General features: G+C 69.6%; 22 protein-coding genes. 12 read left to right on the top strand and 10 right to left on the bottom strand.

Going from position 1 to position 24,858, the window contains the following annotated elements:
• Positions 1-46: 46 nt before the first annotated feature.
• Positions 47-1,513, bottom strand: a complete 1,467-nt coding sequence (locus ACFWB8_RS26715) for a CCA tRNA nucleotidyltransferase (protein WP_385232139.1) — start codon at positions 1,511-1,513, stop codon at positions 47-49.
• A gap of 157 nt (positions 1,514-1,670) precedes the next feature.
• Between ACFWB8_RS26715 and ACFWB8_RS26710 the strand changes: the two genes are divergently transcribed.
• From ACFWB8_RS26710 to trxA, 7 genes are all read left to right on the top strand, one after another.
• Positions 1,671-3,968 (top strand): DUF6049 family protein, encoded by a 2,298-nt coding sequence (locus ACFWB8_RS26710; protein ID WP_385232136.1) that lies wholly within the window; start codon positions 1,671-1,673, stop codon positions 3,966-3,968.
• Between the two features lie 46 nt (positions 3,969-4,014).
• On the top strand, positions 4,015-6,189 hold the full coding sequence (gene murJ, locus ACFWB8_RS26705) for a murein biosynthesis integral membrane protein MurJ (RefSeq protein WP_385232133.1): 2,175 nt from the start codon (positions 4,015-4,017) through the stop codon (positions 6,187-6,189).
• Between the two features lie 127 nt (positions 6,190-6,316).
• Positions 6,317-8,038 carry a protein kinase family protein gene (locus tag ACFWB8_RS26700; protein ID WP_385232130.1) on the top strand — a complete coding sequence of 574 codons (1,722 nt, stop codon included), beginning with the start codon at positions 6,317-6,319 and terminating at the stop codon, positions 8,036-8,038.
• A 25-nt stretch (positions 8,039-8,063) separates the two neighbouring features.
• On the top strand, positions 8,064-8,765 hold the full coding sequence (gene sigM / locus ACFWB8_RS26695) for an RNA polymerase sigma factor SigM (protein ID WP_385232127.1): 702 nt from the start codon (positions 8,064-8,066) through the stop codon (positions 8,763-8,765).
• Positions 8,762-9,709 (top strand): hypothetical protein, encoded by a 948-nt coding sequence (locus ACFWB8_RS26690; protein WP_385232124.1) that lies wholly within the window; start codon positions 8,762-8,764, stop codon positions 9,707-9,709. Before sigM ends, ACFWB8_RS26690 begins: the two co-directional genes overlap by 4 nt.
• A 125-nt stretch (positions 9,710-9,834) precedes the next feature.
• Positions 9,835-10,794, top strand: coding sequence for a thioredoxin-disulfide reductase (gene trxB, locus ACFWB8_RS26685; protein ID WP_385232121.1), 960 nt, complete (start codon positions 9,835-9,837; stop codon positions 10,792-10,794).
• Between the two features lie 50 nt (positions 10,795-10,844).
• Positions 10,845-11,186, top strand: coding sequence for a thioredoxin (gene trxA / locus ACFWB8_RS26680; RefSeq protein ID WP_385232118.1), 342 nt, complete (start codon positions 10,845-10,847; stop codon positions 11,184-11,186).
• A gap of 60 nt (positions 11,187-11,246) precedes the next feature.
• Here trxA and ACFWB8_RS26675 read toward each other — a convergent pair whose 3' ends face one another.
• From ACFWB8_RS26675 to rpmH, 9 genes are all read right to left on the bottom strand, one after another.
• Positions 11,247-11,864, bottom strand: coding sequence for a GNAT family N-acetyltransferase (locus ACFWB8_RS26675; protein ID WP_385232115.1), 618 nt, complete (start codon positions 11,862-11,864; stop codon positions 11,247-11,249).
• Positions 11,865-11,991: 127 nt separating this feature from the next.
• A complete protein-coding gene (locus ACFWB8_RS26670; protein WP_385232112.1) occupies positions 11,992-13,083 on the bottom strand; it encodes a ParB/RepB/Spo0J family partition protein in 1,092 nt (363 codons plus the stop codon).
• Positions 13,080-14,165, bottom strand: coding sequence for an AAA family ATPase (locus ACFWB8_RS26665; protein ID WP_385232109.1), 1,086 nt, complete (start codon positions 14,163-14,165; stop codon positions 13,080-13,082). Before ACFWB8_RS26665 ends, ACFWB8_RS26670 begins: the two co-directional genes overlap by 4 nt.
• A gap of 276 nt (positions 14,166-14,441) precedes the next feature.
• A complete protein-coding gene (gene rsmG / locus ACFWB8_RS26660) occupies positions 14,442-15,158 on the bottom strand; it encodes a 16S rRNA (guanine(527)-N(7))-methyltransferase RsmG (protein WP_385232106.1) in 717 nt (238 codons plus the stop codon).
• A gap of 154 nt (positions 15,159-15,312) precedes the next feature.
• Complete coding sequence (locus ACFWB8_RS26655) at positions 15,313-15,825, bottom strand: protein jag (RefSeq protein WP_385232103.1); 513 nt, start codon at positions 15,823-15,825, stop codon at positions 15,313-15,315.
• A 15-nt stretch (positions 15,826-15,840) separates the two neighbouring features.
• A complete protein-coding gene (yidC, locus tag ACFWB8_RS26650) occupies positions 15,841-16,947 on the bottom strand; it encodes a membrane protein insertase YidC (RefSeq protein WP_385232100.1) in 1,107 nt (368 codons plus the stop codon).
• A 3-nt stretch (positions 16,948-16,950) separates the two neighbouring features.
• On the bottom strand, positions 16,951-17,232 hold the full coding sequence (yidD, locus tag ACFWB8_RS26645) for a membrane protein insertion efficiency factor YidD (protein WP_075970728.1): 282 nt from the start codon (positions 17,230-17,232) through the stop codon (positions 16,951-16,953).
• Entirely contained in the window at positions 17,229-17,603 is a 375-nt protein-coding gene (gene rnpA, locus ACFWB8_RS26640; protein WP_385232096.1) for a ribonuclease P protein component, read from the bottom strand. Before rnpA ends, yidD begins: the two co-directional genes overlap by 4 nt.
• 21 nt (positions 17,604-17,624) lie before the next feature.
• A complete protein-coding gene (gene rpmH, locus ACFWB8_RS26635; RefSeq protein WP_008741645.1) occupies positions 17,625-17,762 on the bottom strand; it encodes a 50S ribosomal protein L34 in 138 nt (45 codons plus the stop codon).
• 356 nt (positions 17,763-18,118) lie between these two features.
• Between rpmH and dnaA the strand changes: the two genes are divergently transcribed.
• From dnaA to ACFWB8_RS26610, 5 genes are all read left to right on the top strand, one after another.
• Complete coding sequence (gene dnaA, locus ACFWB8_RS26630; protein WP_385232093.1) at positions 18,119-19,909, top strand: chromosomal replication initiator protein DnaA; 1,791 nt, start codon at positions 18,119-18,121, stop codon at positions 19,907-19,909.
• An 899-nt stretch (positions 19,910-20,808) separates the two neighbouring features.
• On the top strand, positions 20,809-21,939 hold the full coding sequence (gene dnaN, locus ACFWB8_RS26625) for a DNA polymerase III subunit beta (protein WP_385232090.1): 1,131 nt from the start codon (positions 20,809-20,811) through the stop codon (positions 21,937-21,939).
• Between the two features lie 192 nt (positions 21,940-22,131).
• Positions 22,132-23,007, top strand: coding sequence for a phosphogluconate dehydrogenase (NAD(+)-dependent, decarboxylating) (gene gnd / locus ACFWB8_RS26620; RefSeq protein ID WP_385232087.1), 876 nt, complete (start codon positions 22,132-22,134; stop codon positions 23,005-23,007).
• Between the two features lie 54 nt (positions 23,008-23,061).
• Positions 23,062-24,198 (top strand): DNA replication/repair protein RecF, encoded by a 1,137-nt coding sequence (gene recF, locus ACFWB8_RS26615; RefSeq protein ID WP_385232084.1) that lies wholly within the window; start codon positions 23,062-23,064, stop codon positions 24,196-24,198.
• On the top strand, positions 24,195-24,722 hold the full coding sequence (locus ACFWB8_RS26610; RefSeq protein ID WP_385232081.1) for a DUF721 domain-containing protein: 528 nt from the start codon (positions 24,195-24,197) through the stop codon (positions 24,720-24,722). Before recF ends, ACFWB8_RS26610 begins: the two co-directional genes overlap by 4 nt.
• Positions 24,723-24,858 lie beyond the last annotated feature (136 nt).

The raw sequence follows: 24,858 nt of genomic DNA, 5'->3' as shown, positions 1-24,858 counted from the left end.
ATCCAGCCCTTCGACGTCACGGACCCCGTCGGCCTGAGGCCGCGCATCAGGCCTGGGCGGCCCACCACTCCTTGAGAGCCGCGACGGCCGCCTCACGGCCCATCGGGCCGTTCTCCAGCCGCAGCTCCAGCAGGAACGCGTAGGCCTTGCCGATCACGGGACCGGGGCCGACGTCCAGCACCTCCATGATCTCGTTGCCGTCCAGGTCGGGCCGGATCGCATCCAGCTCCTCCTGCTCCTGCAACTGCTCGATGCGCTCCTCCAGCCCGTCGTAGGTCCGGGAGAGGGCATTGGCCTTGCGCTTGTTACGGGTGGTGCAGTCGGAGCGGGTCAGCTTGTGCAGGCGCTCCAGCAGCGGACCGGCATCGCGGACGTAGCGGCGCACCGCGGAGTCGGTCCACTCCCCGTCGCCGTACCCGTGGAAGCGCAGGTGCAGCTCCACCAGCCGGGAGACGTCCTTGATCATGTCGTTGGAGTACTTCAGTGCCGTCATGCGCTTCTTGGTCATCTTCGCGCCGACCACCTCGTGGTGGTGGAAGGAGACCCGTCCGTCGCTCTCGAACCGGCGGGTGCGGGGCTTGCCGATGTCGTGCAGCAGCGCCGCGAGCCGCAGTACCAGGTCCGGCCCGTCCTCCTCCAGGGCGATCGCCTGCTCCAGCACGATCAGCGAGTGGTCGTAGACGTCCTTGTGCCGGTGGTGTTCATCACTTTCCAGCCGCAGCGCCGGCAGCTCGGGCAGCACGTGGTCGGCCAGCCCGGTGTCCACGAGCAGGCCCAGACCCTTGCGCGGGTTCGCGGAGAGCAGCAGCTTGTTGAGCTCACCCTGCACACGCTCCGCCGAGACGATCTCGATCCGGCCGGACATCGCCGTCATCGCGGCCACGACCTCGGGGGCGACCTCGAAGTCCAGCTGCGCCGCGAACCGTGCCGCGCGCAGCATCCGCAGCGGGTCGTCCGAGAAGGAGTCCTCGGGACGCCCGGGGGTCCTCAGGACGCCCGTGCGGAGGTCCTCCAGACCACCGTGGGGGTCGATGAACTCCTGCTCCGGCAGGGCCAGCGCCATGGCGTTGACCGTGAAATCGCGCCGGACGAGGTCCTCCTCGATGGAGTCGCCGTAGGAGACCTCAGGCTTGCGCGACGTGCGGTCGTACGCCTCGGAGCGGTACGTCGTCACCTCGATCTGAAAGTTTCGATCAACGCCTGCGACGCGGGCACCCTTCTGGGCCCCGACCGTGCCGAAGGCGATACCGACGTCCCAGACCGAGTCGGCCCACGGCCGGACGATCTTGAGCACGTCCTCGGGGCGGGCGTCGGTGGTGAAGTCGAGGTCGTTGCCGAGACGCCCCAGCAGCGCGTCGCGGACGGACCCGCCGACCAGGGCAAGGCTGAAGCCCGCCTCCTGGAAGCGGCGGCCGAGCTCGTCGGCGACAGGGGCCACACGCAGCAGTTCACTCACCGCGCGGAGCTGCACCTGGTTCAGGACACTGGGGTTGTCTTCGTTGGCGTTCGGCACAACAGAAAAGGGTACGTGCCCCGCCCGCCGGGAGCTTCCTCGTTTGTGGCCACCCCGCCCCACAGCCCCGTCGGGGCTGACCCGATCATGTGGAGCAAGGCGTGGCACTCGCGCACAGCGGGTCTCGTTACCATGCGTGGACGCACAAACGACGACCATGACACTTCGAGGGACGGGCGAGCGCGTGGCCGAGGCGGCAGACATCCAGGGGGCATGCCCCGCCCCTGCCCGGCGACGCTGGCTGCGGCGCGCGGTCGTCCTGCTCGCCGGAACGCCCGTGTTCGCGGGTCTGGTCTACACGCCCGCCCCCCAGGCACAGGCCGCCGAGGCGGCCTCCGTCGACATCCAGCTCCACGAGGTGGCCCCCACCGCCCCGATCAAGAGCGACACCCTCACGATCTCCGGCACCGTGGTCAACAACGGCCGCGAGAAGATCACCGACGCACATGTGGGTCTGCGTGTCGGTCCCGCACTGGGTGACCGCAGCTCCATCGGCGAGGCGGCGGAGCGGGGTGCCTTCCGGGCCGGCACCGATCCGGCCGAGATCTCCTCGGAATACGCCGTCAAGATCCCGTCGCTTCCCACGAAGGTCGCTCAGCCCTTCACCATCAAGGTGCCGGTGAGCAAGCTGGAGCTCGACAAGGACGGCGTCTACCAGCTCGGGGTCTCCTTGTCCGGGGAGACCGACAGCCGCCAGTACGAGCAGGTCCTCGGCATCAAGCGGACCTTCCTGCCCTGGCAGCCCGAGGCCTCCGCCAATCGCTACCAGATGACGTACGTGTGGCCGCTGATCTCCACCACGCACCTGACGGCGGAGACCGGATCGGACGACGTGCAGACCCCCGTCTTCCTCGACGACTCCCTCGCCGACGAGCTGCGCGCCGGCGGGCGCCTGGAGCAGATGGTCTCCCTCGGCAAGGACCTGCCCATCACCTGGGTCATCGACCCCGACCTGCTGCAGTCGGTCGACGCCATGACCAAGGGCTACCGGATCCGCAACCCCGACCCGGCCGGCAAGCCCCTCCCGGGCAAGAACAAGGCCGTCGCCGAGCAGTGGCTGAGCGCGCTGGAGACGGCCGTCCAGGGCAAGAAGGTCGTCGCGCTGCCCTTCGCCGACCCCGACATCGCCTCCCTCGCCCACCGCGGCAAGGACGTGTCGGGCACCCTGGGCCAGCTGCGGCCCGCCACCGACAAGGCCAAGCAGGCCGTCGAGACGGTCCTGCACGTCCCGGCCTCCACCGACTTCTCATGGCCCGTGGACGGCGCGATCGATCCGTCGATCGTCAACGTCGCGACCTCGGCCGGAGCACACAACGTGCTCACCCGCAGCGACAGCCTCCAGGAGACCGGCGCCCTCGGCTACACCCCGTCGGCCGCCCGCCCCATCGGCGCGGGCACCACCGCCGTCGTTGCCGACGCGGACCTCTCGACCGCCTTCCGGGGCGACATGCTCAGCGCCGGCAACTCCGTCCTCGCGGTCCAGCAGTTCCTGGCCCAGAGCCTCGCGCTCAACCTCCAGAAGACCGACAGCCAGCGCAGCGTGGTCGTCGCCCCGGACAGGATGCCCTCCGCCAGCCAGGCGCAGTCGATGGCCGCCGCCCTCCGCGGCCTGCAGGCGGGTCGCTGGACCCAGCCCGCCGACCTAGAGGCCGCGGCCGCCACCAAGCCGGACCCGGGGGCCGCCACCCAGGTCCCGGGCGCCGGCCAGTACCCCGAGGCGCTGGCGAGCCAGGAGCTGCCGGTCGCCGCCTTCGAGAAGATCCGCGCCACGCAGAACACCCTCGACCACTTCAAGGTGATCCTCACGGCGCCCGACCGCGTCGAGATCCCCTTCGGCAACACGACCAACCGCGAGATGTCCACGTCCTGGCGGGGCCGCCCCGAGGCGGCCTTGGACTACCGGAGCCAGGTGCAGCAGTACCTGAACGGGCTCACCGAGAAGGTCAAGGTCGTTCCCAAGTCCGACGCCACGCTCTCCGGGCACAGCGCGACCATCCCCGTGAGCGTCCAGAACAGCCTCGTCCAGGACGTCCACAACCTGGTCCTGCGTGTGAAGTCCGCCAACCCCACCCGCCTGATGTTCGGCGACAAGGGCGAGGCCCAGCAGGAAATCGTCGTGCAGGGCGGACACAGCCAGACCGTCAAGTTCACCGCCAACGCCACGGCGACCGGTCCGGTGGAGGTCACCGCTCAGCTCTTCACCACGGACGGCGTGCCCTACGGCAAGGAGCGCAAGTTCACCGTCGAGGCCACCGAGGTCACCTCCACCGTCATGCTCGTCATCGCCGGCGGTGTCCTGCTCCTCGTTCTGGCTGGTATCAAGATGTACGCCAGCCGCAAGCGCGTCGCGGCCCGGGCGGCAGCCCAGGAGAGCACGCAGCCGAGTGACGAGTCCCCGGACACCGGACCGCAAAGCACGGAGGCGTCCGGCCCGGGTGAGACAGTGGACCGTTGAGCGATGCCGTGGCCGGTCGGCCTGGGGACGATGAGGTGGGGTTTCGATGAACGCGCCGTACGACGGTGACCGCGCGCGGGGCACTGGCGGGCCCGCGCCCTCCCAGGGCACTGCTCCCGGCACCCCGGTGCCCGGGCAGGTGCCCGCGCCCTCGCCCGCACCGGATCACGACCCGTATGTCCAGGACGCCTACGACTACGACCCGTACCGGTCGCAGGACCTGTCGGCCCAGGACCCCGTCACCGAGGTCCTCTACGACCGGTCCGCGCACCCGCCGCCACCGCCCGGCACCTTCCAGGAGCCCGGCCCGCTCTACGCGGCGCCGCCGTCGCCCTCGTACGCCCCCGACCCGCGCGTGTGGGCCCAGACCCCGCCGCCCGAGCCGGACGGCCCCTCCCGCCACCTGCCCTACGGCGACCACGCCACCACCACGCAGTTCGTCGGCGTGGACTCCCTGGTCACCAAGGCCGCCGACCAGGACCCGCAGCCCGACGCCTTCGCCCACCTGTACCGGGACCAGGAGGGGGCGCCGCGCACCCCGGCCGAGGACGCCCCCGTGGCCGTCCCGGCCCCGAGCAAGCCCGCCGGGCGCGCCTCCAGCCTCCTCAAGTCCAGTGCGCTCATGGCCGCCGGCACGATCGTCTCCCGCATCACCGGCTTCCTGCGGACCCTGGTGATCGCCGGCGCCATCGGCGTCAGCACGCTCAACGACACCTACCAGGTCGCCAACACCCTGCCGACGATGATCTACGTGCTGGTCGGCGGCGGAGCCCTCAATGCCGTCTTCATCCCCCAGCTGGTCCGGGCGATGAAGAACGACGAGGACGGCGGCGAGGCCTATGCCAACCGCCTGCTGACCCTCGTGGTGGTCCTGCTGGCCGGTGTCACCACGATCTGCGTCCTTGCGGCCCCGCTGTTCATCAGCATGATGTCGCAGAAGATCGCTTCGGATCCGCAGCGGCTCGAAGTCGCCGTGGCCTTCGCCCACTACTGCCTGCCGACCATGTTCTTCATGGGCGTCCACGTGGTGCTCGGTCAGATCCTCAACGCCCGCGGCCGCTTCGGCGCGATGATGTGGACCCCGGTCCTCAACAACATCGTCGTCATCGCCACCTTCGGCGCCTTCATCTGGGCCTTCGGCGGCTTCACCTCCTCCGGCATCGCCGAAGGCACCGTCACCGCCGACGGTGTACGGCTGTTGGGCATCGGCACTTTGCTCGGCCTCACCGTCCAGGCCCTCGCGATGCTTCCGTACCTGCGCGACGCGGGCTTCAGGCCGCGGCTGCGCTTCGACTGGAAGGGCCACGGCCTCGGCAAGGCCGCCAAGTTGGCCAAGTGGACGTTCTTCTTCGTCCTCGCCAACCAGATCGGCCTCGTCGTCGTCACCCAGCTCGCCACCTGGGCCGGCGAGGTGGCCGACAAGCAGGGCCACCACGGCACCGGCATCACCGCCTACAACTACGCGCTGCTGCTCTGGCAGATGCCGCAGGCGATCATCACCGTCTCCGTCATGACGGCCGTCCTGCCCCGCATCTCCCGCTCCGCGCACGACGGGGACGCCGCCGCGGTCCGCGACGACATCTCCTACGGCCTGCGCACCTCGGCCGTGGCCATCGTGCCCTGCGCCTTCGCCTTCCTCGCCCTCGGCGTCCCGATGGCCACCCTGCTCTACGCCGGCGCCGGCGACGGCGCGAAGAACATCGGCTTCGTCCTGATGGCCTTCGGCCTCGGGCTGATCCCGTACTCCGTCCAATATGTCGTCCTGCGCGGCTTCTACGCCTACGAGGACACCCGGACGCCCTTCTACAACACCGTCATCGTCGCGACCGTCAACGCGGCGGTCTCCACGGCCGCCTTCCTCGTCCTCCCCGCACGCTGGGCGGTCGTCGGGATGGCCGCTGCCTACGGCCTCGGCTACACCGTCGGCGTCGGCGTCGCTTGGCGGCGGCTGCGCACCCGCCTCGGCGGCAACCTCGACGGCGCCCACGTGATGCGGACTTACGCGCGACTCATCGGAGCTTGTGTCCCGGCCGCCGCCGTGGCCGGCGCCGCCGCCTACGCGGTCACCCAGTGGCTCGGCAGCGGAGTCGTCGGTTCCGTTGTTTCCCTGGTCACCGGGGGTGTGGCCCTCGCCGCCGTGTTCCTCATCGCCGCCAAGCGGATGCGGATCGAGGAGCTCAACGCCATGGTCGGAATGGTCCGCGGGCGCATGGGGCGCTGATTCGGGCACGCACAATCCGACCAAGACCCCCACCGCGTGTCGTGCAGAGCGCCGGACTGTGGGCACAATTGGCTTGGCTTCGCAGACTGGCCGATAGCGTGCAACGGATGGGGAGGCAGGAACGACGGTGGCGGAACGTAGCACGGCTGCCGTCGACGTGGCCGACAACAGCGGCGATGAGCCGCTGGCCGCAGATGCGGCCAAGGCCACGGCCGACGGGGTGGACACCCAGAACGGACGAGCCGCGGACGGACCCATGCCCGAAAAGGACGGCGAACGCAAAAACGCGGCCCCTGCGGCCGCACCCGAACTTCACAGCGGCCACAAGCTCGCAAGGCGCTACCGCCTCGAAGAGTGCGTCACCCGTCTGGACGGATTCAGCAGCTGGCGCGCGATGGACGAGAAACTGCGCCGCGCGGTGGGCGTCCACCTGCTGCCCGCCGACCACCCCCGGGCCCGCGCCGTCCTGGCCGCGGCCCGCTCCTCCGCCCTGCTCGGCGACCCCCGGTTCGTCCAGGTCCTCGACGCCGTGGAGGAGAACGACCTCGTCTACGTCGTGCACGAATGGCTGCCCGACGCCACCGAGCTCACCGCACTCCTCGCCGCGGGCCCCCTGGAGCCCCACGAGGCCTACCAGCTCGTCAGCCAGGTCTCGCAGGCCATGACGGCGGCGCACCGCGAGGGCCTGGCCCATCTGCGGCTCACGCCCAGCGCGATACTGCGCACCTCAACGGGCCAGTACCGCATCCGCGGCCTCGCCGTGAACGCCGCCCTGCGCGGCATCACCAGCGAGACCCCGCAGCGCGCGGACACCGAGGCCATCGGGGCGCTCCTGTACGCCGCCCTCACCCAGCGCTGGCCCTACGAGACGGACGCCTACGGCCTCACCGGCCTACCCAAGGGCGTCGGGCTGATCGCTCCCGACCAGGTCCGCGCCGGCGTCCACCGCGGCCTCGGCGAGCTCGCCATGCGTGCGCTCGCCAACGACGGGGCGACGGCCTCCCGTCAGGAACCCGCCTGCACCACCCCGGAGGAGCTGGCCAAGGCCGTCGCCGCGATGCCCCGCATCCGGCCGCCCGAGCCCGCCTTCACCGCGCCGCCCGAGTACCAGCACACGACCTACCAGCAGGGCAGCTACGGCCGGCCCACGCCTCCCGGCATGCCCTCCACCCAGAACGTCACCGTCGTCCCCCCGCCGCCCCCGCTGCAGAGCCGTACCGGCAGGGCCCTCAAGTGGGGTGTCGCCGCCCTGCTCATCGCCGCCCTCGGCCTGGGCAGCTGGCAGCTCGCCGACGCCCTGTTGGACCACAGCAGCCAGGGCAACGGCAACAACCAGAACCCGGCGCCCAAGGGAGACGACGCACCGAACAAGAAGGACCCGGTCCCGCTCTCCGTCAAGGGCGCCCAGGAGTACTACCCCGACGGCAACCCCCAGGACCTCGAGGGCGTCTCGAACACCTACGACGGGGACGCCTCCACGTACTGGCGGACCAAGAGCTTCTACGACGGACCCGACATGAAGGCCTACAAGGCCGGGGTCGGCATCGTCTACGATCTCGGCTCCGAGGAGGACGTCAGCGCCGCCTCGATAGCGCTGCGGTTCGCGGGCGACCACACCACCGCCACGCTCTACGCGACCGGCTCCATGTCCTCGTCGACCCCGGTCGGCTCCATGAAGCAGATCGCGACCGCCACCACGTCGGACAGCTCCCTCAAGCTGGCCGCCGAGGCGCCGGTCAAGACGCGCTACGTCCTCGTGTGGATCACCGCCATGCCACAAGCGGGCGGTGACCAGTACAGCCAGGCCGGGTTCAAGCAGGCCATCACGGATGTGAAGTTCACGGGCTGACAGAGACCAGGGGAGGGGCTCACCGTTGGACGACGCCACACCCGGCGGACGCAGCGACCAGGAACTCATGGCGCTGCACGCCGCCGGAGACCCGGACGCCTTCGGTGAGCTGGTACGCCGCCACCGCGACCGGCTGTGGGCCGTGGCCCTGCGCACCCTCGGCGACCGTGAGGAAGCCGCCGACGCCGTGCAGGACGCGCTCGTCTCCGCCTACCGGGCCGCGCACACCTTCCGCGGTGAATCCGCCGTCACCACCTGGCTCCACCGCATCACCGTCAATGCCTGCTTGGACCGGGCTCGCAAGGCCGCCTCCCGCAAGACGGCGCCCCTCGACGACACGGACCGCCTGGAGCGCCTCCTGGAGCCCCACGAGTCCGCCGAGGCCCCCGCGGAGCGCCAGGACCTCCACCGCCAGCTCCTGGCCGCTCTCGGCACGCTCCCGGCCGAACAGCGGTCGGCCTTGGTCCTGGTCGACATGCAGGGCTACCCCGTAGCCGAAGCCGCACGGATCCTCGACGTGCCCACCGGCACCGTGAAGAGCCGCTGTGCCCGTGGCCGGGCGAAACTCGTCCCGCTACTCACTCATCTACGCACGAATGCCGGGGATAACACCGCCACTGAGCGGGGAAGGAACCGGACGCCGGGGACAGCCGTCCCACCCACGGCAGAACCCAGGGAACCGGCACCGGATCCAGACGCAGTGAAGGGCGGAGGTGGACGAGCGTGAGCCCCCCTACCGGCACGATCCGGCACCCGGACGTCTCCGAGATCTCCGACCTGACCGAAGGCCTGCTCTCCCCGTCCCGCACCGCCGAGGTCCGCAGCCACCTCGGCGGCTGCGCTCTGTGCGCCGACGTCCGCGCCTCCCTGGAGGAGATCCGGGCCCTGCTCGGCACCCTCCCCGGGCACCCGCGGATGCCCGTCGACATCGCCGGCCGCATCGACGCGGCCCTGGCCGCCGAGGCGCTCCTCGACGCCACCACTCCCGCTCCCGGGTCCGCTCCGGCCGCACCCGGCCCGCGGTCCGTCCCGCAGCGTGCCGAGGACGATGATGTTTCACGTGAAACATCAGCCGCCGGCCCTGTCGGAGGCGGTGGAACAGGTGCCCAGCGGCCCTCCGGTCACCCGACCGGCTCAACCGGTCCCGGCCGGCGCCGCGCCCGCCGCCGGATCGCCGCCATCGGTGCACTCGTCGCCGCCTGCGCACTCGGGATCTTCCTGGCCACCGGCCTCCCGTCCACGCCCGCCTTGCACGACACCACCGCGCGCGGTGATGCCTCGAGCGCCAAGACCGCCGGACCCCTGTACACCGCCCAGGGCCTCCAGGGCAGCGTCCGTGACCTGCTCGGCCCGGGGCAGCACCCCAAGACGCCCCCGGGGGAGCAGAACAACACCTACGGGATGGACACCGCTCCGGCTCCCGGGGTGGCTTCGGGGGACCGCAGCGCGGCGACCGTCCCCGCGTGCGTCCAGGAGGGCACCGGCCGCGCGGACGCTCCGCTCGCCACCGACCGGGGCACGTACGAGGGCAAGGACGTCTACCTCCTCGTCCTCGCCCACCCCGGCGACCCTGCCCTAGTGGACGCCTACCTCGTCGACGCCGCCTGCGGGAACGGCCTTTCCACCGCTCCCGGAAAGACTCTGCTCAGCAGCACCTACCCCCGGAGCTGACACCCCGCCGTCCGCACGGGGGACGGAAGGGGAATGCATGCGCCGTAGGATCCGTTGGGTGGGGTGAGAGTCCACACCGGCCCCCCGGCAGCAGCAGGCAGTCCGCAGAGACGAGGAAAAAACCCGTGAGCGACGTACGAAACGTGATCATCATCGGCTCCGGGCCGGCCGGTTACACGGCCGCCCTGTACACCGCACGCGCTTCGCTCAAGCCCCTGGTCTTCGAAGGTGCCGTGACCGCCGGTGGCGCGCTGATGAACACCACGGAGGTCGAGAACTTCCCCGGCTTCCAGGACGGCATCATGGGCCCGGACCTCATGGACAACATGCGCGGCCAGGCGGAGCGCTTCGGCGCCGAGCTCGTGCCCGACGACATCGTGTCCGTGGACCTCACCGGTGAGATCAAGACGGTCACCGACACCGCCGGCACCGTGCACCGCGCCAAGGCCGTCATCGTCACCACCGGTTCTCAGCACCGCAAGCTCGGTCTGCCCAACGAGGACGCCCTCTCGGGTCGTGGCGTCTCCTGGTGCGCCACCTGCGACGGCTTCTTCTTCAAGGAGCAGGACATCGCCGTGGTCGGCGGCGGCGACACCGCGATCGAGGAGGCCACCTTCCTCTCCCGGTTCGCCAAGACCGTCACCATCGTTCACCGTCGCGACAGCCTGCGCGCCTCCAAGGCGATGCAGGACCGCGCCTTCGCCGACCCGAAGATCAAGTTCGCCTGGGACAGCGAGGTCGCCGAGATCCACGGCGAGCAGAAGCTCTCCGGCCTCACCCTGCGCAACACCAAGACCAGTGAGACTTCCGAGCTGCCCGTGACCGGCCTCTTCATCGCCGTCGGCCACGACCCGCGCACCGAACTGTTCAAGGACCAGCTGGACCTCGACGAAGAGGGCTACCTCAAGGTGGCCGCGCCCTCCACCCGCACCAGCCTCACCGGTGTGTTCGGTGCCGGCGACGTCGTGGACCACACCTACCGTCAGGCCATCACCGCCGCCGGCACGGGCTGCTCCGCCGCCCTCGACGCCGAGCGCTTCCTCGCCGCCCTCGCGGACGCCGAGAAGGCTCACGCGACGGTCTGACCCCGTACCACCCCCTACACCCCACACCCCGCAGGAAGAAGGAGGCCGCTGTGGCCGGCACCCTCAAGAACGTGACCGACGACGACTTCGACGCCGAGGTCCTCAAGAGCGACAAGCCCGTCCTCGTCGACTTCTGGGCGGCCTGGTGCGGTCCGTGCCGCCAGATCGCTCCGTCGCTGGAAGCCATCGCCGCCGAGTACGGCGACCAGATCGAGATCGTCAAGCTCAACATCGACGAAAACCCGGCCACGGCTGCCAAGTACGGCGTCATGTCCATCCCGACGCTGAACGTCTACCAGGGTGGCGAGGTCGCCAAGACCATCGTCGGCGCCAAGCCCAAGGCCGCCATCCTGCGCGACCTCTCGGACTTCGTCGAGATCAAGACGGCCTGACGCAACGTTTGAAACGGGGCCGCTCCTCAAGGGGCGGCCCCGTTTCGCATCTCCACAGGCTCACAGGGGACGAAGCGCCGGTTCCTTGCGCGCCGCACCCAGCAGCCGGTCGAGAGCCAGCTCCACGTCTTCCTTCCACGACAGCGTGGAGCGCAGCTCCAGCCTCAGCCGTGGATGCACCGGATGAGGCCGCACCGTCTTGAAGCCCACCGCCAGCAGATGGTCGGCGGGCAGCAGACACGCCGGCCCGTCCCACCGCGCGTCCCCGAATGCCTCGATCGCGCGGAAGCCCCGGCGCAGCAGGTCCTTCGCCACCGTCTGGACCATCACCCGTCCCAGGCCCTGTCCCTGATAGCCGGGCATGATCCACGCAGTGATCAGCTGGACCGCGTCGGGGGACACCGGACTCGTCGGAAAGGCCGTGGCCCGGGCCACATACGCCGGCGGCGCGTAGAGCACGAACCCCACCGGGACCTCGTCCACATAGACCACGCGGCCGCACGATCCCCACTCCAACAGGACGGCGGAGATCCACGCCTCCTTCTCCTGTGCCGGAGTCCCCGACTTCACGGCGGCCGCACCGCTGACCGGATCCAGCTCCCAGAAGACGCAGGACCGGCAACGCCGGGGCAGGTCCTGGAGGTTGTCCAGCGTGAGCGGTACCAGCCGACGACCCATGAGGGAATCGTATCCACTGACCATGCTTTCTTCGATGGCACAGCACCCGAAACCGCGACAAGACACGGCAAAGGGGCGGACCGCACCGGCTCCCACCGACACGATCCGCCCCTTGGCGGCCCGGGAATCACTCCCCGGAAAGACCCTGCTCCAGCACCCGGCCCTCGCCCGGCGCCAGCGTCCCCAAAATCCGCTCCAGATCCTCCATCGAGGCGAACTCAACGGTGATCTTGCCCCTCTTCTGGCCCAGATCCACCTTCACCCGCGTCTCGAACCGGTCCGACAGGCGCGTCGCCAGCTCGCTGAGTGCCGGCGACACCCGGGCACCCGCCCGCGGCCCCTTCGGCTTGACCGGGCTCGACGGCTCGGAAGCCATCAGGGTCACGATCTCCTCAACAGCACGCACCGACAGCCCCTCGGCCACGATCCGATGCGCCAGCCGGTCCTGCTCCTCGGAATCCTCCACCGACAGCAGCGCCCGCGCATGCCCGGCCGAGATCACTCCCGCCGCCACCCGGCGCTGTACCGGCGGGGACAGCTTCAGCAGCCGCAGCGTGTTCGACACCTGCGGACGTGAACGCCCGATCCGGTCCGCCAGCTGATCGTGCGTGCAGTTGAAGTCCTGAAGCAGCTGGTCGTACGCCGCAGCCTCCTCCAGCGGGTTCAGCTGCGCCCGGTGCAGGTTCTCCAGGAGCGCGTCCAGCAGCAGCTTCTCGTCGTCCGTCGCCCGGATGATCGCCGGGATGCGATCCAGTCCGGCCTCCCGGCACGCGCGCCAACGCCGCTCGCCCATGATGAGCTCGTAGCGGCCAGGCCCCGACTGCCGCACCACCACCGGCTGCAGCAGACCCACCTCCTGGATGGAGGTCACCAGCTCGGCCAGGGCGTCCTCGTCGAACACCTCGCGGGGCTGCCGCGGATTCGGGGTGATCGCGTCCATCGCAAGTTCCGCGAACGTCGCCCCGGCCACCACATTGGCCTCGGGACCCACCGGCTCCGGCTCATCCACCGCCACGACCGGCACCGATGTTTCACGTGAAACATCGGCCTGGGCCAATGCGGCCAGCTTCGCCGCCGCGACCCCTCGCTCCGAAGGCAGTACGGGTACCGCCGACGGAGACGTCGACCCGGAACCGATCACCGACGGCGTCTTCTCTTGGGGAGCCGCGGGAATCAGCGCGCCGAGCCCCCGCCCCAGCCCCCTACGTCGCTCACTCACTGGATCCCCTCCGCCACACTCTGCGTGCTGTTCAGGCCCGCGCCCAGATGGGCGTGCTGGGCGTCGTAATGAATACCGGCCCCCCGCAGCGCGATCTCGCGCGCCGCCTCCAAGTAGGAGAGGGAACCGCTGGAGCCCGGGTCGTACGTGAGCACCGTCTGCCCGTAGCTCGGCGCCTCGGAAATACGCACTGACCGGGGGATGCTCGTGCGCAGCACCTCCTTGCCGAAGTGGGTGCGCACCTCCTCCGCGACCTGCGAGGCCAGCCGCGTCCTGCCGTCGTACATCGTCAGCAGGATCGTCGACACGTGGAGCGTCTGGTTCAGATGGGCCCGCACCAGATCGACGTTGCGCAGCAGCTGCCCCAGTCCCTCCAGCGCGTAGTACTCGCACTGGATCGGGATCAGTACCTCGGCGCCCGCGACCAGCGCGTTCACCGTCAGCAGTCCCAGCGAGGGCGGGCAGTCGATCAGGATGTAGTCGAGCGGCTGCTCGTACGCCTGGATCGCCCGCTGGAGCCGGCTCTCGCGCGCCACCAGTGACACCAGCTCGATCTCGGCACCCGCCAGATCGATCGTGGCCGGGGCACAGAAGAGGCCTTCCACATCCACCACGGGCTGGACGACCTCCAGCAGCGGGCGGCTGTCCACGAGCACGTCGTAGATCGACGGCACGTCCGCGTGGTGATCGATGCCCAGAGCCGTGGAGGCATTGCCCTGCGGGTCGAGGTCGATCACCAGGACCCGCGCACCGTGCAGGGCCAGAGAAGCCGCAAGGTTCACGGTCGTCGTGGTCTTGCCGACGCCGCCCTTCTGGTTGGCGACCACCATGACCCGGGTCTGCGCCGGGCGGGGCAGACCCTCGCCGGCGCGCCCCAGCGCCTCGACGGCCAGCTGGGCAGCTCGGCCGATGGGGGTGTCGTTGTCTACAAGGGGCGACGATGTTTCACGTGAAACATCCTCGCCCGGTGCTTCAGAGCGGGGACCGGGGACCGGATCGGCCATCGGCCCCGCGAGGTTGGCGTCGGACCGCACGGTGTCACTCTCCTCGACATCAGGCTCGCGATGAACAGAGCCTGCCATGGCATCGGGGTCGCGAACCAGCGGGGCCCGTACTCCTGTGGATGAATCCACCGATGTGGACAACTCCGTCCCCCCTTCGTCCTTGCGGTGACGGGGGGACGCTGCCGCACGACCGCGGCTGATGATTCCGTGCAGCAGAGAGGGACGTTTCACGTGAAACACGATGCCCGGAGGGAGTCATCAGGCCGCTACGACACTCCGAAATCCATACCTATAGGGCTCAACACACCCGAAATCTCCACTGGAAACCCCGCGCACGCGAGCACCTTGGCGGGATCAGCGGCGTCGGCGCGTGCGGCTGACCCGGGCAGCCTTAGCCCGCTTGGCCGCGAACCTCACCCCACCGGGGCTTTCTCCGACCTCGACCCGGACCACTGTGGACAGCGGGTCCACGAGACCCTCGCCCACGTGCAGGACGGAGGTCTTCACCACACCGAGCTTCGTCAGAGCGGTCTTCGCTGAAACCAGCTCCTCCTCGGCGGTGTCGCCCTTCAACGCCAGCATCTCGCCGTACGGACGCAGCAGCGGCACACCCCAGCCCGCCAGCCGGTCCAGCGGAGCCACCGCGCGAGCCGTCACCACGTGCACCGGCTGGAGCTTTCCGAGGACTTCCTCGGCCCGCCCGCGCACCACCGTCACGTGATCCAGGCCCAGCAGTTCCACGACCTCCTGGAGGAAGGTCGTACGACGCAGCAGCGGCTCAAGCAGCGTGATCTTCAGATCCCGCCGCACCAGAGCCAGGGGGATACCGGGCAGTCCCGCACCCGAACCCACATCGCACACCGTGACGCCCTCGGGCACCACCTCGGAGAGCACCGCGCAGTTCAGCAGGTGCCGCTCCCACAGCCGCGGCACCTCACGCGGACCGATCAGCCCACGCTTGACCCCCGCGTCCGCCAGCAGCTCCGCATACCGCACCGCTTCCGGGAAAAACTCACCGAACACCGCGCGCGCCACTTCGGGCACCGGGGGAAGCTCTGCTGCCTCCGTCACGGGGACCGTCCTTCCGTTCCGCATGGTTCTGAAAACCTTCGACCGGCATCGTCTTCACGATGCCGCGTTGTTCACGATGCCGCCCTCGACTGCCAGGCTGACAAACATCGGCCCCGCCTGCGACACAGACGGGGCCGAACACTCACGCTTCCGGTCAGGCCGGGAGCACAACGACGAAGCGCTGCGGCTCCTCGCCCTCGGACTCGCTGCGCAGACCGGCGGCCGCCACGGCGTCGTGGACGACCTTCCGCTCGAACGGCGTCATCGGCGCCAGCTTCATCGGCTCGCCGGACGCCTTCACGTCCGCCGCCGCCTTGGCGCCCAGGATCGCCAGCTCCTCGCGCTTCTGCGCACGGAACCCGTCGATGTCCAGCATCAGCCGGCTACGGTCCCCGGTCTCCCGGTGCACGGCGAGGCGGGTCAGCTCCTGCAGAGCCTCCAGAACCTCTCCGTCACGGCCCACGAGCTTCTGCAGGTCACGGCTGGCGGAGTCACTGACGATCGACACCGCCGCGCGGTCGGCCTCGACGTCCATGTCGATGTCGCCGTCCAGGTCGGCGATGTCCAGCAGACCCTCAAGGTAGTCGGCCGCGATCTCACCCTCCTGCTCGAGGCGGGTCAGGGTGTCGCCACTCTCAGCGGCGGCGGTGGTGGTGCCTTCCGTCACGGGAGGGACTCCTTCTTACTTCTTGGAAGAGGGCTTGCTGGGGGGCGTCTGCCGCTGCGACTTCGACTGCCGCTTCGGCTGGTTGCGCTTGGCAGCGCCGCCACTGGCCGCATCCGAGTCGGCCGTGGCCTCCACACTCTTGATCACGGAGCCGTCCGCCTGCGCGGCCATGCCCTGCTTCGTCAGAGTGGCGATGAACTTGCGCTCGTTGTCGTTGCGGTCCGGGCCCTTGGCCACGATCCCCGCGACGATCTTCTTCTTGCCGCGGCCCTTGATCTCGCCGTGCGACGTGACCTGCTTGAGCAGGCGGGTCAGGTACTGGTCCTGGGCCTTGCTGCCCGGCGTCGGGTTCTGGTTGATCACGTACATCTGCTGACCCATGGTCCACACGTTCGTGGTCAGCCAGTAGACGAGAACACCGACGGGGAAGTTGATGCCCATGACCGCGAAGATCAGCGGGAAGACGTACATCAGCATCTTCTGCTGCTGCATGAACGGCGTCTTGACCGAGAGGTCGACGTTCTTCTGCATCAGCTGACGCTGGGTGTAGAACTGGGACAGCGACATCATGACGATCATGACGGCGGTCACGATGCGTACATCGGTGATCGAAGCGCCCAGGGAAGCGACCTTCTCGGCGCTGTCCGTGAACTTCGCCGCCAGCGGGGCACCGAAGATGTGAGCCTGTCGCGCACTCTCCAGCAGCGACTGGTTGATGACGCCGATGGTCTGCCCGTTGGCGATGGCCGACAGCACGTGGTAAAGCGCGAAGAAGAACGGGGACTGCGCCAGGATGGGAAGGCACGAGGAGAGCGGGTTGGTACCCGTCTCCTTGTACAGCTTCATCATCTCTTCGGACTGGCGCTGCTTGTCGTTCTTGTAGCGCTCCTGGATCGCCTTCATCTTCGGCTGGAGCGCCTGCATGCCACGCGTCGCCTTGATCTGCTTCACGAAGAGCGGGATCAGGCAAATACGGATCAAGACCACCAGGGACACGATGGACAGGCCCCAGGCCCATCCGCTGTCCGGGCCGAAGATCGCGCCGTACAGCGAGTGGAACTGGACGATGACCCACGAGACGGGCGTGGTGATGAAACTGAACAGACTGGCAATCGTGTCCACTAATCAGGCTCCTTGAGCATTGCGAGATCTACGCAACGCACTGCGCAGCTGCTCGTGCCAACGCGGGCGTTTACGAGGTGGGACATGGTCCACACCACCCGGGGACCACGGATTGCACCGCAGGATCCGCCAGGCGGTCAGGACCGTCCCCTTCACCGCACCATGCCGGTCGATGGCCGTGTACCCGTAGTGCGAGCACGAGGGGTAGTAGCGGCACACCGGGCCGAGCAGCGGACTGATCGTCCACTGGTACAGCTTGATCAAAGCGAGCAGCGGGTACTTCATCGAGGCACGCCTCCCAGTAGCCGCAGCAATGCGGCATCCAGGTCCCGGGCCAGCTCGTCGAGGCCGGCATCACCCGCTCCGGGCAAAGCCCGCACCACCACCAGGCTACCGGCGGGCAGCTGGGACAGCCGTTCGCGTACGAGATGGCGCAAGCGGCGCTTGACCCGGTTGCGGACGACGGCAACGCCGACAGCCTTGCTGACGACGAAACCCGCACGCGTCGAGGGAACAGTCTCCCCCGACTCGTGCGGGTCCGTTGCACCGCTTGTACGTAGATGGACGACGAGGAGCGGGCGACCAGCCCGGCGACCTCGACGTACCGCGCTCGCGAAGTCCTCGCGCCGCCTCAGCCGATTCTCGGGAGACAGCACGACGTCACGACCCGCGCTTTGTTACGCGGAAAGGGCGGCGCGGCCCTTGCCACGACGGTTCGCGAGGATCGCGCGACCGGCACGGGTACGCATCCGCAGGCGGAAGCCGTGGGTCTTGGCACGACGGCGGTTGTTCGGCTGGAAGGTGCGCTTGCTCACTCGGGGGCTCCAGAGAATAAATCGTTATGGCGGGACATCGCCTGGCTGTCACCGTGCGCCCACGAGGAAACTCGCGTGTTCGCCCGAGTGGCACCGCAAAACGATCACAATCAGTGATCTTCGCCCATCGGTAGGCAGGCGGCAGCAGCCATCGACAACTCGACCTCGTTACGGTACGCGCGGCTACGCCATCCGGTCAAACCGAGCCGACGTGGCCCCACACTGTGCACAGGCTGTGGACAACGACTTGAACCGTACCCGTCGGCCTGACTACCGTTGTCCGACCCCGGATTTTTTGTCCCGACCGTCCCAAAGAACCACACATTCGTGGGACCCCCTGTGAGAGAGCGTGCTCTGTGGCTGACGTACCTGCCGATCTTGCCGCAGTGTGGCCAAGGGTGCTCGAAAAGCTCCTCGGGGAGGGACAGCAGGGCATCGAGCCGAAGGACAAGCAGTGGGTCGAGCGCTGCCAGCCGCTGGCCCTGGTCGCCGACACCGCGCTGCTCGCCGTCCCCAATGAGTGGGGCAAGCGCGTCCTGGAGGGCCGCCTGGCCCCGCTGATCAGCGACGCCCTCAGCCGTGAGTGCGGCCGCCCCATCCGCATCGCCATCACCGTCGACGATTCCGCCGGCGAGCCCGCGCCCCCGGCGTCCCCCGCCGCGCAGCGCGACTCGTACGAGCCCTACGGCGGCCGCCCCGGCGGCCACACCGGCCCGGGCGGCGACGACCAGCTCCCCGGCGCCCGCCCCGCGTACCCGGACTACCAGCAGCCGCGCCCCGAGCCCGGCGCATGGCCCCGCGGCGGACAGCAGGACGAGTACGGCTGGCAGCAGCCCCGCCTCGGCGGCTTCCCCGAGCGCGACCCGTACGCCTCCCCGCAGCCGGGCTACCTCCAGCAGTCCGAGCCCTCGGGCTACGACCAGGGCGGCTACGAGCAGCAGAAGTACGAGCAGTCCCCGTACGAACCCCAGCAGTCGCGTCCGTCACACCAGTCGCATCAGCCCCGTTCATACGAGCAGCAGCAGTACGAGCAGCCCGCCTCGCGGCCGTCCCCGGGCCGGCCCGCGCCGCCCCCGGCCCCGTCCGGCGGTTCCACCTCCGGCCCGCTCGAACCGACGGCGCGCCTGAACCCCAAGTACCTCTTCGACACCTTCGTGATCGGCGCCTCCAACCGCTTCGCGCACGCGGCCGCGGTGGCCGTCGCCGAGGCGCCCGCGAAGGCGTACAACCCCCTCTTCATCTACGGGGAGTCGGGCCTCGGCAAGACGCACCTGCTGCACGCGATCGGGCACTACGCGCGAAGCCTGTACCCCGGCACCCGCGTGCGCTACGTGAGCTCCGAGGAGTTCACCAACGAGTTCATCAACTCCATCCGCGACGGCAAGGGCGACGCGTTCCGCAAGCGCTACCGCGAGATGGACATCCTGCTCGTCGACGACATCCAGTTCCTCGCGAGCAAGGAGTCGACGCAGGAGGAGTTCTTCCACACCTTCAATACGCTCCACAACGCCAACAAGCAGATCGTGCTCTCCTCCGACCGGCCGCCCAAGCAGCTCGTCACCCTGGAGGACAGGCTCCGCAACCGCTTCGAGTGGGGCCTGATCACCGACGTCCAGCCGCCCGAGCTGGAGACCCGTATCGCGATCCTGCGCAAGAAGGCCGTCCAGGAGCAGCTCAACGCCCCGCCGGAGGTCCTGGAGTTCATCGCCTCCCGCATCTCGCGCAACATCCGCGAGCTGGAGGGGGCGCTGATCCGGGTCACGGCCTTCGCGAGCCTCAACCGCCAGCCGGTCGACCTGGGCCTGACCGAGGACGTCCTCAAGAACCTGATCCCGGGCGGCGAGGACAGCGCGCCGGAGATCACCGCAAGCGACATCATGGCCGCCACGGCGGACTACTTCGGGCTCACGGTGGACGACCTGTGCGGCTCCTCGCGCAGCCGCGTGCTAGTGACCGCCCGGCAGATCGCCATGTACCTGTGCCGGGAGCTGACGGACCTCTCGCTGCCCAAGATCGGGGCGCAGTTCGGCGGCCGCGACCACACCACCGTCATGCACGCGGACCGCAAGATCCGCGCCCTGATGGCAGAACGCCGGTCCATCTACAACCAGGTCACCGAGCTCACCAACCGCATCAAGAACGCCTGACGCCACTGCCGCCGGCTCCCCAGAAAGGCCTGTGCGAGGGCTTCGGACGCGCCCGTAGGGCCTTCCCAAACGCATCCAGAGGGCGCTCCCGGACCACTTCGGGGGCGCCCTTCTTCGTCCGCGCGCCCCCAACCTGTTCGAATACGCCCCCTGGGGGGCAACTCATCCACAGATTCGGTGACTTTCTTCCGTCCACACCCTGGGGATCGAGCCCGCAACCCACAAGACTGTCCACAGGCCCCCGGTGTGAGGCACCATCAGGGCTGGTCAGCCCCCTGTGGAATTGTGCGCAAGCGTCATCCACAGCCTGTGGATAAAAATTTCGTCCACAGGACCGTCCCCGGGGTTGTCCACCGTCGGCCCACAGGGTCGCGCGTCCTGTGCACAGGATCAGACGACTTACCCACACCGTTGTCCACTGTTCGGCAACAACCAGGCCCATCTCACCGCCCCGAGTGAAAGCGGTCACACCGAGGTGGACGTTTGGGCTGTGGAGTACCGGGGGAAAGCTGGGGACACACCTGTGGAGTAGTCGGGGTCACCTGGGGATGGCCTGTGCAGAAATATTTGTTCTCCACAGAGACACCGTGTTGTCCACCGGTGTCACCCACAGGGTGTGGGGATAAAAAACGTGGGGTGACCTGCGAGAACGGGGTTATCCACCGTTTCCACAGGCCCTACTACTACCCCCATAGATAGTTAGCTCGGATTCGGTTTTCAAGCAGGTCCTGTGCACAACTCGGTGGGCAGGCCTCCCCGACACCTCACTCCCGACTTGACCGCCGGCAGCGACGACTGTCGGCGCCGTACGTCAGACTGGTCCCCGGCATCGGTCGAGGCATCGACGAGCCGACGACGAAGGCCGGCAGACGAGCGAGCAACAGCAGGAGGCGGTTCCGGTGAAGATCCGGGTGGAGCGCGACGTACTGGCGGAGGCGGTGGCTTGGGCCGCCCGTAGCCTCCCGGCCCGGCCGCCGGTGCCCGTTCTCGCGGGCCTGCTGCTGAAGGCCGAGGAGGGCCTGCTGTCCCTCTCCGGCTTCGACTACGAGGTCTCGGCCCGCGTCTCCGTCGAGGCGGACGTCGAGGAGGACGGCACCGTCCTGGTCTCCGGCCGGCTGCTCGCCGACATCTGCCGCGCTCTCCCCAACCGGCCCGTGGAGATTTCCACAGACGGTGTACGGGCGACCGTGGTCTGCGGCTCCTCGCGCTTCACACTCCACACCCTGCCTGTGGAGGAATACCCGGCACTGCCGCAGATGCCCACCGCCACCGGCACCGTGCCCGGTGAGGTGTTCGCCTCCGCCGCCGCCCAGGTCGCCATCGCCGCCGGCCGCGACGACACGCTGCCCGTGCTGACCGGCGTGCGCATCGAGATCGAGGGCGACCGGGTCACCCTGGCCTCGACCGACCGCTACCGCTTCGCGGTCCGCGAGTTCCTGTGGAAGCCGGAGAACCCGGACGCCTCCGCCGTGGCCCTGGTGCCCGCGAAGACGCTCCTGGACACCGCCAAGTCCCTGACCAGCGGTGACACCGTCACCCTGGCGCTGTCGGGCTCCGGCGCCGGCGAGGGCCTCATCGGCTTCGAGGGCGCTGGCCGCCGCACCACCACCCGCCTGCTCGAAGGCGACCTGCCGAAGTACCGCACGCTCTTCCCGACGGAGTTCAACTCCATCGCCGTGATCGAGACCGCCCCGTTCGTCGAGGCCGTCAAGCGCGTGGCCCTCGTCGCCGAGCGCAACACCCCGGTCCGCCTCAGCTTCGAACAGGGCGTCCTGATCCTGGAGGCCGGTTCCAGCGACGATGCACAGGCTGTGGAGCGCGTCGACGCGAAGCTCGAGGGCGACGACATCTCGATCGCCTTCAACCCGACCTTCCTGCTGGACGGCCTCAGCGCGATCGACTCGCCGGCCGCGCAGCTCAGCTTCACCACCTCGACCAAGCCGGCGCTGCTCAGCGGCCGCCCGGCGGTCGATGCCGAGGCGGACGAGGCGTACAAGTACCTGATCATGCCGGTGCGCCTCTCCGGCTGAGTCCGTACCCGTCGGGCCCGGTCTCGCAGGCTGCGGGGCCGGGCCCGACGGCGTCCGGGACCTCTCCCCGACCCTGCCCGGAGTGCCCGTGGGGCCGGGCGGCACCGCCCGGCGTAGGCTCGGGGCCGGGGGTGTCCCCGGGTAGCAGGGGAACCCCGGCACAGACGGCCACAACGCTTAAGGAACCACCTGATGGAGCTTGGTCTCGTCGGTCTCGGCAAGATGGGCGGCAACATGCGCGAGCGCATCCGCCGCGCAGGCCACACCGTCATCGGATACGACCGCAACCCGGACCTCGCCGATGTCCACAGCCTGCAAGAGCTTGTGGACAGCCTGCAGGCCCCCCGCGTGGTGTGGGTGATGGTCCCGGCCGGAGCCGCGACCCAGTCGACCGTGGACGAGCTCGGCGAGCTGCTCTCGCCCGGCGACATCGTCGTGGACGGCGGCAACTCGCGCTGGACGGACGACGAGAAGCACGCCGAGGAGCTGGCGGCCAAGGGCATCGGCTTCGTGGACTGCGGTGTCTCCGGCGGCGTCTGGGGCCTGGAGAACGGCTACGCGCTGATGTACGGCGGCGACAAGGAGCACGTCGCCGCGGTCCAGCCGGTCTTCGACGCCCTCAAGCCGGAGGGTGACTTCGGCGCCGTGCACGCGGGCAAGGTCGGCGCGGGCCACTTCGCGAAGATGGTCCACAACGGCATCGAGTACGCCATGATGCAGGCCTACGCCGAGGGCTGGGAGCTGCTGGAGAAGGTGGACTCGGTCACCGACGTCCGCGAGGTGTTCCGCTCCTGGCAGGAGGGCACCGTCATCCGTTCCTGGCTGCTGGACCTCGCGGTGAACGCGCTGGACGAGGACGAGCACCTGCAGCAGCTGCGGGGCTTCGCCCAGGACTCGGGCGAGGGCCGCTGGACCGTCGAGGCCGCGATCGACAACGCCGTCCCGCTGCCGGCGATCACCGCCTCGCTGTTCGCGCGGTTCGCCTCGCGCCAGGACGACTCCCCGCAGATGAAGATGATCGCCGCGCTGCGCAACCAGTTCGGCGGCCACGCGGTCGAGAAGAAGTAGCACCACCACAGCACCACAGAGCAGAAGCAGGAAGCCGGGGGAGGTCGGCGCCGTATGCATGTTTCGCATCTCTCGTTGGCCGACTTCCGCTCGTACGCCCGGGCCGAGGTTCCCCTCGACCCGGGCGTCACGGCTTTCGTGGGCCCCAACGGCCAGGGCAAGACGAACCTGGTCGAGGCGATCGGATATCTGGCGACCCTGGGCAGCCACCGCGTCTCCGCGGACGCCCCGCTGGTACGCATGGGCGCGGACCGGGCGATCATCCGCGCCGCCGTGACGCAGGGCGAGCGCCAGCAGCTGGTGGAGCTGGAGCTGAATCCGGGGCGGGCGAACCGGGCCCGCATCAACCGGTCCTCGCAGGTCAGACCCCGGGACGTGCTGGGGATCGTACGCACCGTGCTGTTCGCGCCGGAGGACCTGGCCCTGGTGAAGGGGGATCCGGGCGAGCGGCGGCGCTTCCTCGACGAGCTCGTGACGGCGCGCTCGCCGCGCATGGCGGCGGTCCGCTCGGACTACGAGCGGGTGCTGAAGCAGCGCAACACCCTGCTGAAGTCGGCGGCGATGGCGCGCCGGCACGGCGGCCGCTCCATGGACATGTCGACCCTCGACGTCTGGGACCAGCACCTCGCGCGCGCGGGCGCGGAGCTCCTGGCGCACCGGCTCGACCTGGTCGCGACGCTGCTGCCGCTGGCGGACAAGGCGTACGAGCAGCTCGCGCCCGGCGGCGGCCCGCTGGGTCTGGCGTACAAGTCGTCGGCGGGCGAGCCGGTGGACAGCGGTGCGGCCCGGACCAGGGAGGCGCTGTACGAGGTGCTGCTGGCGGCGCTGGCCGAGGTGCGCAAGCAGGAGGTGGAGCGGGGCGTGACCCTGGTGGGTCCGCACCGCGACGACGTGGTGCTGCGGCTCGGGGAACTGCCGGCCAAGGGGTACGCGAGCCACGGGGAGTCGTGGTCGTACGCACTGGCGCTGCGGCTGGCCTCGTACGAGCTGCTGCGCACGGAGGGCGCCGAGCCGGTGCTGATCCTGGACGACGTCTTCGCGGAACTGGACGCGCGGCGCCGGGAGCGGCTGGCGGAGCTGGTGGCTCCGGGCGAGCAGGTGCTGGTGACGGCGGCGGTGGACGATGACGTTCCGGGTGTGCTGGCGGGGGCGCGGTTCGGAGTGTCCGGCGGTGAGGTGACCCGGCTGTGAACGACCAGGAGAAGGAACCGCGCAAGGCGCCCGAGCCCTCGGGGGTCGATCTGGCCCGCCAGGCGCTGGCGGCGGCGCGCGAGCAGGCGCGCGCCCGGGGCAACGCGGTGAGCGGGAAGAAGCGCCAGCCGCACCCCGGGCTGCGCTCGGGCGCCCGGGCGGACGGCCGGGACCCGATGCCGCTGATGGCCGCGCTGGACCGGCTGCGCACGGAGCGCGGCTGGGAGATGCCGATGGCGGTCGCGGGCGTGATGGAGCGCTGGCCGCAGATCGTCGGCCCGGAGATCGCGGCGCACTGTGAACCGGAACGCTACGAGGACCGTGAACTTGTCGTGCGGTGCGATTCCTCGGCGTGGGCGGCGCAGCTGAAGCTGCTGGCCCCGCAGCTGGTGGCCCGGCTGAACGCGGACCTCGGCCAGGGCACCGTACGGCTGATCAAGGTGCAGGGGCCGGGCGGGCGGCCCAAGCAGTACGGGCCGTGGCGCACGCCGGGGAGTACGGGCCCGGGCGATACGTACGGGTGAGCCGTGCGGCGGAGCGCGGTCGTCGCGGGGGCGTCGCGCGGTCGTCGCGGGGGGTCCCGTGCGCCCGTCGCGGGGGGCCTCGTGCGTGGCGTCCCTCACGGTAGCGGCAGGTTGACAGCCCGAAGCGCTGGATGCC

The sequence above is a fragment of the Streptomyces sp. NPDC060031 genome (genome assembly GCF_042736805.1).
In the GTDB taxonomy this organism is placed as follows: Bacteria; Actinomycetota; Actinomycetes; order Streptomycetales; family Streptomycetaceae; genus Streptomyces.
The sequence above is the reverse complement of the archived record's forward strand: the minus strand, read 5'-3'. Positions and strand labels throughout refer to the sequence as shown.

What these genes read in the sequence shown, in the direction of transcription:
- ACFWB8_RS26665 (WP_385232109.1), bottom strand. Translation starts at nt 14,165, where the DNA reads ATGGCAGGCTCTGTTCATCGCGAGCCTGATGTCGAGGAGAGTGACACC.
- recF (WP_385232084.1), top strand. Translation starts at nt 23,062, where the DNA reads ATGCATGTTTCGCATCTCTCGTTGGCCGACTTCCGCTCGTACGCCCGG.
- yidD (WP_075970728.1), bottom strand. Translation starts at nt 17,232, where the DNA reads ATGAAGTACCCGCTGCTCGCTTTGATCAAGCTGTACCAGTGGACGATC.
- gnd (WP_385232087.1), top strand. Translation starts at nt 22,132, where the DNA reads ATGGAGCTTGGTCTCGTCGGTCTCGGCAAGATGGGCGGCAACATGCGC.
- ACFWB8_RS26675 (WP_385232115.1), bottom strand. Translation starts at nt 11,864, where the DNA reads ATGGGTCGTCGGCTGGTACCGCTCACGCTGGACAACCTCCAGGACCTG.
- ACFWB8_RS26710 (WP_385232136.1), top strand. Translation starts at nt 1,671, where the DNA reads ATGACACTTCGAGGGACGGGCGAGCGCGTGGCCGAGGCGGCAGACATC.
- murJ (WP_385232133.1), top strand. Translation starts at nt 4,015, where the DNA reads ATGAACGCGCCGTACGACGGTGACCGCGCGCGGGGCACTGGCGGGCCC.